The following is an 11,860-nucleotide window of genomic DNA, read 5'->3' as shown; positions in this document are numbered from 1 at the left end:
TCCCGCGGCGTCCCGCGTGTTGCTTCTTGGGCCATGCCCCCGGCGCGACGAGCGCGCGGGGACGATGACGCATGGTGCGTCCCCTGGGGTTCTGGCGGTCAGGCCGAGCTCATAGAGTCCGTACCGCACGACTCATGGAATCGGAGTGATAGCGATGCGTGCGCAAGCGAATGGATGGGAGGAATCTGCGTCGGCCTGGATATCGGAACTCGGTGAGCATGGAGATTACGGTCGACGCTACGTGCTCGATGCGCCGATGCTGGAGCGGGTTCGTGCTCGATCTTTCAGGACAGCGCTCGATGTTGGGTGCGGAGAAGGCCGGTTCTGTCGGATGCTGCGGGCCGAGGGTATCGTGCCGGTCGGTGTCGAGCCGACGCGCGCCTTGCGGGAGGCCGCGATTGCCCGTGATCCGTCAGGCGCTTACCTCGCTGCCACGGCCGAGACCCTTCCGTTCGCAAATGAGACCTTCGATCTCGTCGTCAGCTATCTAGCACTGATCGATATCGACGATCTCGAAGCTGCCATCGCAGAAATGGCCCGCGTGCTGAGGCCCAGTGGCGCTCTGGTGATCGCCAATCTCAATAGCTTCAACACGGCCGGTGATTGGCACAAGCGCGATGACGGCTCGCGCTCTTTCATACTCGATGAGTATATGGTCACGCGCGCCGAGTGGGTTCGCTGGCGCGGGATCAAAATCCGGAACTGGCACCGTCCCTTCCGCGCGTACATGAAGCCCCTGCTTGGCTCAGGGCTGCGCTTGACCCATTTCGACGAGCCGCTTCCGACCGGTGGCGACCCGGTAAGAATCCGGCAGCACCGCCGAGCACCATACTTTCATGTCATGGAATGGCAGAAGGGCTGATGTCCGCCGGATCACCGCGTCGACGGCGGAGGGGATCATCGGAAGCGCGGAGCGATCGTCCGACGCCCCTTGCACGTGACGGACCAAGCACGCATATAGGTACGAACAAAAAGAGAACAAAAGAGCGTCGCCTGAGAAAGCTGTGGACGACGTGGCCTCATCCTCCCGGAACGAGCCCCGCATGCGCACCGCCGACAAGCAGATCGCCGACATCCTCGTCCGCTACGGCGAACCCTTCGGGGGCAACGTCTGGCGGGTTCAGGGGACGGCCGTCATCTACCACAAGACGCTCGAGCGGATCGCCGCCCAAGCCGGGATCGTGTTCGAGCCGCCAACGGTCATCCGGGCCGAGCGCGACGAGGCGGTGATGCTCGTCACCGGCCGCCTGCCGGGCGCGAAGCCGGGGACCGAGCGGGTCGAGTGGTCGATGGGCGAGGCGCTGGTGAACGTGAACTACCGCGTCTCCGGCAAGCAGGCGGCCTACGTTTACGCCATGGCGGAGAAACGCGGGAAGGACCGTGTGATCCTCAAGCTCATCGAGCTGCATGGGCTCGTCTACTCGGAAGAGGAGGCCGACGAGTTCCGCGCCCACCAGCTCCCGATCCGGGCCGTCGACGAGGACTTCGAGGAGGCACCCGCCTTCGACGAGGTCACCGAGGCGGAGGGCGACCTCAAGCGCCGGATCGACGCGGCCGGGACGATCAACGCAGTCACCGACCTGATGCTGGACGGCGCCACCCAGACGATCCTCGCCGCGATGCCGCCCGGCACCCGCGACGAGGTCCGCGACTACGCCAAGGCGCGCCTCGTGGCGCTCGGCTGGCCGAAGCGCCCCGGCCGACGCAGCGCCGCCTGACCCATATCCCCCCACCCAAGGAGACCGCCATGCACCGCGCGACGCGCCGCCGCACCATGAAGGCCCGTGGACACAGCCACCAAAGCTGGAGCATCGAGACCCTGTCGTACAGCCCCTCCCGGATCGTCCGGCTGGGCGACGAGAAGGTCGCGATCCTTTTCCCACCGGTGGAGCCCGGCGCCGCTTGGCAGCTCTACCCGCATCCTGACACATTCCCCGGGCTGAACTTCGAGGGCTTGCCGGCGCCGCTCCGCCCGGAATTCCTGGCCTTCGCGGATCTCCCGGAGGTCGAGCGTTTCCTGGGGATCGGGGATGTGGAGCCCGCCGCTCTGGCGGCGTGACCGGTTGGGTCAGCAGCACGGTGGTACCCCGTGGAGTTCGGCGGCTTCCCGCGTGAAGGCGCCATCCGGTCCGTGCAGGATGAGGGGTGGCTGTAAGCGCAGCGCGGCGCGGCTTCCCTTGACGGCGCTGATCAGGATCCGGATCGCCGGCGCCTCGGCGCGGGGATGGACCGGACGGATCGCCAGACCGCCGTAGCGGCCCCGAAGGGTTTGCAGGCACTCTGCGAGAACGTCGGCCCGATGGATCAGCCCCAGCCGCCCGCCCGGCCGCAGGATCGCCGTGCAGGTGCGGATCCAGGCGTCCAGCGCCTCCCCGGAGGCATCACCGGCGAAAGTATGCGCCGCAGCCCGGCCAGGATGCGGCGAGGCCCGGTGGTGGCCGGCCGAGAAGTACGGGGGGTTCGTCAACACCACGTCGAAACTGTCCGGCATCAGACCGGCGGCGCGGCGATCCGTCGCGGGGGCGAGCACGTCGGCTTCGATCACGCGGGCATCGATCCCGTTCAGCGCGGCATTCGTCCGAGCCTGTGCGGCAAGATCGGGGTCGCGCTCGACCAGGGTCGGCCGGAGGCCGGGAACCAGTGCGGCACAGGCGAGCCCGACCGCTCCGGTTGCGGCTCCGACATCACACAATCGATCCTCGGGGGCCGGGATGAGAAGGCGGGCGAGCAGCACCGCGTCGGTCCCCGCCCGGTGTGCCCCACGCGCTGGCTGATGCAACCGCAGGCGCCCGCCCAGGAAGGCGTCCGGCGCCTTCGTCACGGCTGGCGCAGCTCATGGGCGAGGCCGGCATCCGTGAGCAGGCGCCGCGCCTGGGCTTCGAGGTCACGTGGCACCAGCAGCCGCTGCCCGAACATGCCGATCGACCCCTCCATCAGGCTCATCTGACTGTCGGCCACCAGGACCGGGATCTCGGCCGCTTCGAGGATCGTGCGGGCGAACCCGATCAGCACGACGTCGTTGGCCCGGATCAGCTCGACCATCAGTGTCCCCCGAGGGCCGGCGGTTTCGCCGCGTCGGCACCGCGCCCCGGGCGACCCATATCGCAGGGGAGCCGATGTTGCGGCGCCGCGAGGCCCGTGCGAAGGGATCGCCCTCCGCCCAGGGCGGAACCGGTCTGGAGGTCACGCATCTTGGGTATGGCCCTCTCCATCGAGAACCCGAAGCCTGAGATCGAGGCGGGGTTGAACGACCTCGTCGCGCTGGTGGCGGACGGCATGGCGCGGGTCAACACCACGATCCTGTCGCGGACGGGCTCGGAGGTGACGATGATCCCGGAGGTGGCCAACCACCTGATCGCCTCCGGCGGCAAGCGCCTGCGCCCGATCCTGACCCTCGCCTGCGCCAAGCTCTGCGGATACGCGGGCGACACGGACGGCGACGTGAAGCTCGCCGCCAGCGTCGAGTTCATGCACACCGCCACGCTCCTGCACGACGACGTGGTCGACGAGAGCGACATGCGCCGCGGCCGGGTCGCCGCCCGGATCAAGTGGGGCAACGAGGCCTCGGTGCTGGTCGGCGATTTCCTGCTTGGCCAAGCCTTCCGGATGATGGTGGAAGTCGGCTCGCTTCGGGCGCTCGACATCCTCTCGGCCGCCGCCACGGTTATCGCCGAGGGCGAGGTGATGCAGCTCACCAACGCCAAGAATCTGGAGACCGACGAGGCCGCCTACCTCGCGGTGATCCGCGGCAAGACCGCCGAGTTGTTCGCGGCCGCCTGCGAGGTCGGGCCCGTCCTTGCGGCACGCCCCGAGGTCGAGCAGGCAGCGGCGCGCGCCTACGGCATGAGCCTCGGCATCGCCTTCCAGTTGATCGACGACGTGCTGGATTACGGCGGCACCTCGGCCGAACTCGGCAAGAACGTCGGCGACGATTTTCGCGAGGGCAAGATTACGCTGCCGATCGTGCTGGCCTATCGCCGGGGCAGCGAGGGCGAGCGCGGTTTCTGGCGGCGGACCCTTCAGCAGGGCGAGATCCGCGACGGCGATCAGGAGACGGCCCTCGACCTGCTCCAGCGCCACGGCGCCCTGGAGGAAACGGTGGCCCGCGCCCACCAGTACGGCGTCGAGGCCCGGGCGGCCCTGGATATCTTTCCGGACGGTCCGGTGAAGGCGGCGCTCAACGGGGCGATCGAGTTCTGCGTGGCGCGGGCGCGTTGAGGCGGCGCTCCACATCGTTTCCGATCGACTGATCAAGTCTGCCGGCGTCGCCAAAGAGGGTGTTCGGTGCAACCCGAACCACGGCATATAGACCGGACAGGGCCACTGGGACGGGCATGCTCTGTGTCAACGCGCCGCGGACGCCAGTGCCTCGGCCAAAGCGGGGGCCAATCCTCGTAGCTCCTCCAGATGAGCCGCTGTCAGGGTCCGCAGCAGCGCCTCGGCGCGGGGTGTGAGCGCCAGCTCGCTCCGACGCCGGTCCTCGGCAGCCCGCGTCTTGCTCAACAACCCGGCCTCCACCATGCGGGCGACGAGTTCGGCCGCGCTGTGGGGCGCGATGAGCAACTGCTCCGCCAGCAATCCGACGGTGGCAGGGTTGCGCCCGACATGCCCGGCGAGGGTGAGCAGGGCCTGATGCTGCTGCGGCGGCAGCCCCGCCCGTCCCGCGGCCGCCTCGCTGAAGGCCAGGAAGCGCCGGAGGCGGAACCGGAAATCCGCCAGGGCCGCATATTGCTCCGATGACAACGTCTCGGCGCCCGATGAATCGGCGTCCATGGCAGCACCTCAGCTTTCAGCGCCTCCTTAACCCCATGGCCCCCTGCGCGTCCCATGCCGGACGACGGCCGTCCGTTCCACCCGCCCGTAGATCCGTCCCAAAATATATCGTATTACGATACAAATAATCTGGCGACGGAAGAGGAGGCCTCGATGGGGGGCGGGCAAAAGTTCGAGCGTGGCGGTCGCGGGCCGCACCGCCGGGCGCTGGGCGACTTCAGCGCCGATCGGCGCGTGGTGATCCTGGCCGGGATGGCCATCGTGACCGGCACCGCGGCGAGCGGCACCGCCTGGATCCTGCTCACGCTGATCGGCCTCGTAACCAATGTCGCGTGGTACGGCCGCTTCGACACAGCCCTGACCTCCCTCGCCGGCGCCGCTCCGGGCCCCTGGATGGTGGCGATCCCGGTGATCGGCGCCCTGATCGTCGGCGCCATGGCGCGTTACGGCTCCGAGAAGATCCGCGGGCATGGCATCCCGGAGGCCATGGAGGCCATCCTGATCGGTGGAAGCCGGATGTCTCCGAAGGTCGCGGTGCTCAAGCCGCTCTCCTCCGCGGTGGCGATCGGAACCGGCGGACCGTTCGGCGCCGAAGGACCGATCATCGTCACGGGGGGCGCGGTCGGCTCGCTGTTCGCGCAGTTCTTCCACCTGAGCGCCGCAGAGCGGAAGACGCTCCTGGTGGCGGGCGCCGCCGCCGGCATGACGGCGATCTTCGGGACGCCGGTGGCGGCCGTGCTGCTGGCGGTCGAGGTGCTGTTGTTCGAGTGGCGCCCGCGCAGCCTCGTTCCGGTCACGGTCGGGGCGGTGACGGCGGCCTGCTGGCGGCCGGCTTTGTTCGGGGCGGGCCCGCTCTTTCCCTTCGCCGACAACCCGGCGCTGCCCTGGTGGGGCCTGCCGGCCTGCGCGGCTCTGGGCATCGCCTGCGGCCTGATCTCGGGTGTGCTGACTCGGGCGCTCTATGCGCTGGAGGACGGGTTCGGCAAGCTCCCGCTGCACTGGATGTGGTGGCCTGCGCTCGGTGCCGTCGTGGTAGGCCTCGGGGGCCTCGTCGAGCCCCGGGCGCTCGGCGTCGGCTACGATATCATCCACGAACTGCTGTCCGGGCATATGCAGGCCGGCGCGGTCGTGACGATCCTGGCGGTCAAGGCGGTGATCTGGCTCGCGGCCCTGTCGTCGGGCACCTCCGGGGGCGTGCTCGCGCCGCTGCTGATCCTGGGCGGTGCCGTGGGATGGCTCATCGGCCTCCTGCTGCCGGGGGTGCACGGGTTCTGGGCGCTGATCGGCATGGCCGCGATGCTCGGCGGCACGCTGCCGGCGCCGCTCACGGGCGTGGTCTTCGCGGTCGAGGTGACCGGCGATGTCGCCGCGCTCGCGCCGCTGCTGGCCGCGACCATGACGGCCTACGCGGTGACCGTGCTGCTCCTCAAGCGCTCGATCCTCACGGAGAAGATCGCCCGGCGCGGCCAGCACATCACCCGGGAATACGGGATCGACCCCTACGATCTCACCCGGGTCGGGGCCGTGATGACCCAGGCGGTGGACAGCCTGGGCGCCGAGCTGCCGCTGACGGAGGCACTCGCCGCCATCGAGGCGGGCGCCCATCATGCCTACCCGGTCGTCGATGCGGTGGGACGGCCGGTGGGGCTGGTCTCGCGCGGCGACGCCCTGCGATGGACCCTGGAGGAGCAGGACAGCGATCCGGTGGCGGATACGCTCGGCGAGCGCGTGTCGGACGCCGATCTGGCGACGGTCCATCCGGGCGACGTCGTCTCGCATGCGCTCGACGTGATGCTTTCGGCCGGACAGGGCCGCCTACCGGTCACCGATCCGCAGAGTGGGCGCTTGGTCGGCCTGCTGACCCGCAAGGACCTGCTGCAGGTGCGCGCGACCGTGGTGCAGGCCGAGGCCGAGCGCCGTGCGTTCTTCCGGAGACGCCGAGGCGAGCGCCGCGCGGGATCAGGAGCATGAGTGTGGAGATTCGTATCGCCGGACGGACGATCGGCCTGGATCGGCTCAAGCCCGGCGCCTGCTATCTTGCGGCCGGCACCGACGGGCCGGACCTCGCCCTCGTCGTCGTCCGGGCGGGGCGGCGGGAGGCGCTGCTGCTCAACCGGCGCGGCGGCAACGGCGATCTGCCCATCCTGTCCGATCTCGCCAGCGACGTCGACGTCCTCGAATTGCAAGGCGCCGTCCTGGCGCCCAGCGGGGCGATCGGCGACACCGCCTTCGGGCCGGTCGCCGATGCTCCGGCGGCGCTCCATATCGGGGACGGCAGCGCCTATCTGTGCGGCCGCGACGAGTCCGGGCGCTCGGCGACCTTCAATGTCGTCAGCGGTGTCGCAAGCGTGATCGATCCTGGGGAGTTGCCGCATGCTCGCTGCTGGCGCGTGGTCGTGCCGGCGGCGGGCGGTGTCGTCACTGTCTACGCGGCGGAACCGGCCTGAACCCGGTGGGGCTCAGCGCAGGAAGGTCGGCGCCACCCACCAATCCGGATGGGCGGCACGCAGGCTCGCGGCCGCCCGCACCGCCCCACGCCGATCGGCGAATAGCGCGAACACCGTCGCGCCGGAGCCCGACATCCGCGCAAGCCGGCAGCCGCGGTCGCGCAAAGCGGCCAGCACGGTCCCGATCACCGGTGCCACCGTGAGGGCCGGCGGCTCCAGATCGTTGCGCGCCGGGCCGATGGCCGCCACCAGGGCGTCGCCGCCGAGCCCCTGGCCGATCACGGGATGCTCCGCCCCTGGCAGGCTCTGCCCGACTGCGAGGCCCAGCGCCTTGAACACCGGCGCCGTCGGCACCGGAACGCCGGGATTGATCAGCACCGCCGGTAGCGGCGCGAGATCGAGCGGAGCGCCGATCTGCTCGCCGACGCCGCACATCATGCGAGCCCGCGGATCCAGACAGACCGGAACGTCGGCCCCCGTCTCCCGCGCCGCCGCGACAACGGCCGCATCGTCGCGCGACAGCCCGTTGAGGCACGCGAGCAGGCGCAAAGCCGCAGCGGCGTCGGACGAGCCCCCGCCGATTCCGGCGGCCACCGGGAGGCGCTTGGTCAGGTGGAAGGCGCCCGTGCGAAGACCCGGCACGCGCGCTGCGAGGTGACGCGCCGCGCGCAGGACGAGGTTGTCGTCGGTGGGGCCGGCCGGCCCGGCGGTCGGACCCGAAACGGTCAGCCCGAGGGGAGCAGTGGGATCGAGGGTCAGCCGGTCGGCGGTGCCCGCGAAGGCCACGAGGCTCTCCAACGCGTGGTAGCCATCATCCGCCCGCCGCCCGAGGATGTGGAGCGTCAGATTGACCTTGGCGGGGGCGCGGTCTGCAAGCAGGGGCACGGGATCTCGAATGGGTCGCTGCCGAATGGAGCGACGCTCTACAACTTGGAAGCCGAGAACAACAGCTCAGCCGAGATCCCCGTGCGGCCGGTAAGGCAGTGCATCGCCGACGCGGATCGCGGTCAGGTCCTCGGCGAGTTCGACCAGCCCGTCGCTCGCCGACAGACCGGTGAGCGCGCCCCCCGGCACGAGGACGGCTTCGGGCATTCCGGCCTCGCCGGGGCGCAGGCACACCCGCAGGTATTCCCGCCGGCCGGCGCGTTTCTGCAGGGCGAAACCGCTGCACACGGTGAGCGCCAGCGTCGTATCCTTCGTCCCCGAAAGGTGCAGGACCAGGGGCTTGAGCACGGCGATCGCGGTCACGTAGGCGGCGGCCGGGTTGCCCGGTAGCCCAATGAACGGCGTGCCCGCCACGGTTCCGAGCGCGACCGGACGGCCCGGCTTGATCGCGAGGCGCCAGAGCGTGAGCGACCCGGAGGTCTCGACGGCGGCACGGACGTGATCCTCCTCCCCGACCGAGACGCCCCCGGAGGTCAGAATCAGGTCGTGCTCCGCGGCCGCCGCCGCGAGGCGGTCGCGTACCTGCCCCGGCACATCGCGCAGGATGCCGAGATCGTGGGGGTCGGCGCCGAGCCGCCGCAGGAGCGCGGCGAGCATCGGCCGGTTGGCATCGTGGATGCCGGCGGGCGGCAGGGGCTCGCCCGGCGGCGTCAGTTCGTCGCCGGTGGAGAACAGCGCGACTCGCAGAGGTGCGCGCAGGCGCAGATCGGCGCGCCCGAGCGCGGCGGCGAGCGCCAGATGCCGCGGCCCGAGCCGGATCCCGGCGGGGATCGCGCGGCTGCCGCGGGCGATGTCCTCGCCGGCCCGGCGCCGATTGGCGCCCGGCGCGAGGCCCGCTGGCAGGCGTACGGCGTCGCCGTCAATCCGGACATCCTCCTGCATGGCCACGGTATCGGTGCCCGGGGGCATCGGTGCCCCGGTGAAGATCCGCACCGCGCGGCCCATTCCGGTTTCGGCCGGCGCATGGCCCGCCGGCACCCGGCCGCCGAGGGGCAGGCTGTCCGCCCCGGATGCAAGATCGGCGGCCCGGAAGGCGTAGCCGTCCACCGCGGCGTTGTCGAAGGGCGGCAGGTCGAGCGGCGCGATCAGGTCCTCGGCGAGGATCCGGCCGTCTGCGCCCGCCAGCGGCACGGTCTCGATGCCGGCGAGCACCGGAAGGCGCGTCCGGATCAGCGCCACCGCATCGGCGACCCGCAGGGGTGCGGGCGCCGTATCGAAGCAGTCGGAACTCACGCGACCCATGATGGCACGGGATCAGGCTGGGGCAGGCGGGTCGGCACGGGGCGGCCTCGCGGGCGATGGTAGGCCGGCTTGCGGCATCGGGATCGCGCGATCAAGTCCCGGGCGGCGGCACGAATCATCGCCCGCACGGGTCCGATCCGCTACGATCCGGTTCGCCATGCCCAATCCCGCTCGCCCGACAGCCCAGGAACTCCCCTGCCAGCGCCACCTGTTCGAGGTGCCGGAGGCGGTCAGCTACCTCGATGCGGCCGCGTGGTCGCCGCTGCCGCGGGTCGTGCGCGCCGCCGGGGAGACCGGCCTCCTGACCAAGAGCCGACCTTGGGACCATCCGCGCGAGGGGATTCCCGCCCAGGTCGAGCGGGCTCGGGCCGCCGCGGCCGGGCTGATCGGTGCAGGGCCGGACGATGTCGCGATCGTCGGCGCGGTCAGCCACGCCATGGCAATAGCCGCGCGCAACCTCGGGCCGATCCCCGGCGGCCGCCTGCTGCGGGTGGCCGACGAGTTCCCATCCCTGCGCTTCGCCTTCGACCGGCTGGCTGCCGCGCGGGGGCTCGTCGTGGAGGAGGTCGCGCGTCCCCCGGATGGTGACTGGACCGCGGCGCTGCTGCCCGCGATCGCCCGTCCGGGCGCGCCGCCGCTCGCGCTCGCCACCCTGACGCCGCTGCACTGGACCGACGGGAGCCTGATCGACCTCGACCGCCTCGCGCCGGCGGTCCACGCGACCGGTGCGGCCCTGGTGATCGATGCGACGCAGGCGGTCGGTGCCATCCCGGTGGATGTGGCCCGCTGGCGGCCCGATTTTCTGGCGTTCCCGACCTACAAATGGGCGCTGGGACCCTACGGCCTCGCCTTCCTGTACGCGGCGCCGCACCGGCAGGACGGCACGGCGCTCGACGAGCATGTCGGCAACCGTCCGGCGGCCGTGGGCGCGCGGCGCTACGATCGGGGCGAGCTCAACGATCCCGTGGCACTCCCGATGGCAGCAGCCGGGCTGGAACTGCTCGCCGGCTGGGGCGTGCCGGCCGGTGCGGCCCGCCTGCGCGGGCTGACGGACCGGCTTGCAGATGCGCTCGATGCGCTCGGTCTCGAGATTGCGCCGCGAAACCTGCGGGCACCCCACATTCTCGGCGTGCGGCGGCCGGGCGGGCTACCCGCCGGCTTCGTCGAAGGCCTGCGCCGCGAAGGGGTCTTCGCGAGCGAACGCGCCGGAGCTCTGCGACTGAGCCCCCATGTCTGGGTGAACGACGACGACCTTGCCCGCTGCGTCGGGGCGATCCGCGACGGCCTCGGCGGCCGGGGCGGCGCGGCGTAGCCCGACCGTCACGCCGCGATTTCCGCCGCCGGGGCCTGCCTGACCGCGTCCCCCCGCTTGCCGAAGCGTCGGCGCCATGCGTGCTGCGCCCGGTCCACGAGCTGCGCCGCCGTACCCCGTGGTGTGCGCGCGCCCGTCATCGAGGCCAGGGTCAGGGCCTCGGTGCCGAACCGGCTCTTGAACCCCTCGTCGCCGCAGAGGAAATCCACCGTGTGCAGCCCGCGGTCGATCGACCACATGATGTAGTCCATCATCAGCACCATGCCGGGCGAAGCGCGCTCGACCTCCGGATCGTAGGTGGTGACGAAGGCCATCATCGCGCCGGACTGGACGAAGTTGATCGACACGGCCACGTCGGCGCCGCCGCATTCCAGCACGAAGGCGTGCAGCAAGCCTGCCTCGGCCAGTACCTGCACCATGGCGGGCAACGCTCCCGAGCCCGCGTCGTAGAAGGCCGTGGAGGCGAGGCCGTGGCGCTGGAGCCAAGCGCGCTTGAAAGTGGTCAGCCGGTCGAGCACCGGCCCCAGTGGCTCTTCCGGTCCGAGCAGGCGGAAGACAAGGGGGCCGCGCTCGCTCAAGGCTTTCTGGCCGCGCCGGTAGTTCTGCCGGGTCTTCTTCGACTGTGCATCGAACCACGCCTGTCCGGTCGTCCAGGAGCCGCGCACCCGCCAATTCGCCTCGTCGCGGTGGTTCAGGCGCAGCCGGACCCCGCCGCCCTCCGGCTGGAGCAGCGTGCGGGCCACGGCATCCGGCAGGAGCCGGTTGAGATAGGCCAGATCGAAACCGCCAGCCTGCCCGGCGTAGCGCCACATCTGCTGAACGAGGTCGCGGTCGGTCCGGTCGGCGAGCAACGCGTCGCCGAAATCCGAGCAGTCCTTGGCAGCCCATTCGAGCACCCGGAACCCCTTCCGGCGGACGGTGGCGAGCGGCAGCACGCCGACGAGATCGTCGCCCCGCCACGCCAGCACGATGGCGAGCGCCCGGCGCTCCCGGTCGGGCGCGCTCGCCCACCAGGCGGAGATCCAGGCGGGGCTCTGAAACACCAGGGCGCCGCTCGCCGCCCACAGTTTGGTCCAAGCCGGGCCGACCTCCGCCAGCCGCCCGGCGGTACGGACCGTCTCGAAACGCTCGGTCGCCATGG

General features: G+C 71.1%; 13 protein-coding genes. 7 read left to right on the top strand and 6 right to left on the bottom strand.

Annotated elements, in window-relative coordinates:
* Positions 1-154: 154 nt before the first annotated feature.
* From OXS49_RS14765 to OXS49_RS14755, 3 genes are all read left to right on the top strand, one after another.
* Positions 155-862, top strand: a complete 708-nt coding sequence (locus tag OXS49_RS14765; RefSeq protein WP_267425200.1) for a class I SAM-dependent methyltransferase — start codon at positions 155-157, stop codon at positions 860-862.
* A gap of 181 nt (positions 863-1,043) precedes the next feature.
* Entirely contained in the window at positions 1,044-1,718 is a 675-nt protein-coding gene (locus OXS49_RS14760; RefSeq protein WP_243998070.1) for a trna delta -isopentenylpyrophosphate transferase, read from the top strand.
* Between the two features lie 29 nt (positions 1,719-1,747).
* Positions 1,748-2,059: a hypothetical protein gene (locus tag OXS49_RS14755; RefSeq protein ID WP_243998072.1), complete on the top strand. Its 312-nt coding sequence runs from the start codon at positions 1,748-1,750 to the stop codon at positions 2,057-2,059.
* A gap of 9 nt (positions 2,060-2,068) precedes the next feature.
* Here OXS49_RS14755 and OXS49_RS14750 read toward each other — a convergent pair whose 3' ends face one another.
* Together OXS49_RS14750 and OXS49_RS14745 are read right to left on the bottom strand one after the other, a co-directional pair.
* Positions 2,069-2,821 (bottom strand): methyltransferase, encoded by a 753-nt coding sequence (locus tag OXS49_RS14750; RefSeq protein WP_267425197.1) that lies wholly within the window; start codon positions 2,819-2,821, stop codon positions 2,069-2,071.
* Complete coding sequence (locus OXS49_RS14745) at positions 2,818-3,042, bottom strand: DUF2007 domain-containing protein (RefSeq protein WP_243998077.1); 225 nt, start codon at positions 3,040-3,042, stop codon at positions 2,818-2,820. Before OXS49_RS14745 ends, OXS49_RS14750 begins: the two co-directional genes overlap by 4 nt.
* 156 nt (positions 3,043-3,198) lie before the next feature.
* Between OXS49_RS14745 and OXS49_RS14740 the strand changes: the two genes are divergently transcribed.
* On the top strand, positions 3,199-4,218 hold the full coding sequence (locus OXS49_RS14740; protein ID WP_267425202.1) for a polyprenyl synthetase family protein: 1,020 nt from the start codon (positions 3,199-3,201) through the stop codon (positions 4,216-4,218).
* A 126-nt stretch (positions 4,219-4,344) separates the two neighbouring features.
* Here OXS49_RS14740 and OXS49_RS14735 read toward each other — a convergent pair whose 3' ends face one another.
* Positions 4,345-4,773: a helix-turn-helix domain-containing protein gene (locus tag OXS49_RS14735; RefSeq protein ID WP_243998079.1), complete on the bottom strand. Its 429-nt coding sequence runs from the start codon at positions 4,771-4,773 to the stop codon at positions 4,345-4,347.
* Between the two features lie 153 nt (positions 4,774-4,926).
* On the opposite strand from OXS49_RS14735, the gene OXS49_RS14730 reads away from it, so the two are divergent.
* A complete protein-coding gene (locus OXS49_RS14730) occupies positions 4,927-6,744 on the top strand; it encodes a chloride channel protein (RefSeq protein WP_267425194.1) in 1,818 nt (605 codons plus the stop codon).
* Positions 6,741-7,220 carry a hypothetical protein gene (locus OXS49_RS14725; protein ID WP_243998084.1) on the top strand — a complete coding sequence of 160 codons (480 nt, stop codon included), beginning with the start codon at positions 6,741-6,743 and terminating at the stop codon, positions 7,218-7,220. Before OXS49_RS14730 ends, OXS49_RS14725 begins: the two co-directional genes overlap by 4 nt.
* A gap of 12 nt (positions 7,221-7,232) precedes the next feature.
* Here OXS49_RS14725 and OXS49_RS14720 read toward each other — a convergent pair whose 3' ends face one another.
* Both OXS49_RS14720 and glp read right to left on the bottom strand, forming a co-directional pair.
* Positions 7,233-8,105, bottom strand: a complete 873-nt coding sequence (locus OXS49_RS14720) for a 4-(cytidine 5'-diphospho)-2-C-methyl-D-erythritol kinase (protein ID WP_243998086.1) — start codon at positions 8,103-8,105, stop codon at positions 7,233-7,235.
* Between the two features lie 66 nt (positions 8,106-8,171).
* Positions 8,172-9,407 (bottom strand): gephyrin-like molybdotransferase Glp, encoded by a 1,236-nt coding sequence (gene glp, locus OXS49_RS14715; RefSeq protein ID WP_267425191.1) that lies wholly within the window; start codon positions 9,405-9,407, stop codon positions 8,172-8,174.
* A 157-nt stretch (positions 9,408-9,564) separates the two neighbouring features.
* Between glp and OXS49_RS14710 the strand changes: the two genes are divergently transcribed.
* On the top strand, positions 9,565-10,719 hold the full coding sequence (locus tag OXS49_RS14710) for an aminotransferase class V-fold PLP-dependent enzyme (RefSeq protein ID WP_267425189.1): 1,155 nt from the start codon (positions 9,565-9,567) through the stop codon (positions 10,717-10,719).
* An 8-nt stretch (positions 10,720-10,727) separates the two neighbouring features.
* On the opposite strand, the gene OXS49_RS14705 is transcribed toward OXS49_RS14710, so the two are convergent.
* Positions 10,728-11,858: a GNAT family N-acetyltransferase gene (locus OXS49_RS14705; protein ID WP_267425188.1), complete on the bottom strand. Its 1,131-nt coding sequence runs from the start codon at positions 11,856-11,858 to the stop codon at positions 10,728-10,730.
* Between the last annotated feature and the right edge of the window lie 2 nt (positions 11,859-11,860).

This window comes from Methylobacterium sp. GC_Met_2, from assembly GCF_026540795.1.
In the GTDB taxonomy this organism is placed as follows: domain Bacteria; phylum Pseudomonadota; class Alphaproteobacteria; order Rhizobiales; family Beijerinckiaceae; genus Methylobacterium.
Note: the sequence above shows the minus strand (reverse complement) of the source record. Positions and strands in the feature narration are given on the sequence as shown.

Excerpts from the sequence above, each read along its gene's own strand:
- OXS49_RS14705 (WP_267425188.1), bottom strand. The coding sequence starts at position 11,858 with ATGGCGACCGAGCGTTTCGAGACGGTCCGTACCGCCGGGCGGCTGGCG.
- OXS49_RS14710 (WP_267425189.1), top strand. The coding sequence starts at position 9,565 with ATGCCCAATCCCGCTCGCCCGACAGCCCAGGAACTCCCCTGCCAGCGC.
- OXS49_RS14725 (WP_243998084.1), top strand. The coding sequence starts at position 6,741 with ATGAGTGTGGAGATTCGTATCGCCGGACGGACGATCGGCCTGGATCGG.
- OXS49_RS14730 (WP_267425194.1), top strand. The coding sequence starts at position 4,927 with ATGGGGGGCGGGCAAAAGTTCGAGCGTGGCGGTCGCGGGCCGCACCGC.
- OXS49_RS14740 (WP_267425202.1), top strand. The coding sequence starts at position 3,199 with ATGGCCCTCTCCATCGAGAACCCGAAGCCTGAGATCGAGGCGGGGTTG.
- glp (WP_267425191.1), bottom strand. The coding sequence starts at position 9,407 with ATGGGTCGCGTGAGTTCCGACTGCTTCGATACGGCGCCCGCACCCCTG.
- OXS49_RS14755 (WP_243998072.1), top strand. The coding sequence starts at position 1,748 with ATGCACCGCGCGACGCGCCGCCGCACCATGAAGGCCCGTGGACACAGC.
- OXS49_RS14735 (WP_243998079.1), bottom strand. The coding sequence starts at position 4,773 with ATGGACGCCGATTCATCGGGCGCCGAGACGTTGTCATCGGAGCAATAT.
- OXS49_RS14765 (WP_267425200.1), top strand. The coding sequence starts at position 155 with ATGCGTGCGCAAGCGAATGGATGGGAGGAATCTGCGTCGGCCTGGATA.
- OXS49_RS14760 (WP_243998070.1), top strand. The coding sequence starts at position 1,044 with ATGCGCACCGCCGACAAGCAGATCGCCGACATCCTCGTCCGCTACGGC.
- OXS49_RS14745 (WP_243998077.1), bottom strand. The coding sequence starts at position 3,042 with ATGGTCGAGCTGATCCGGGCCAACGACGTCGTGCTGATCGGGTTCGCC.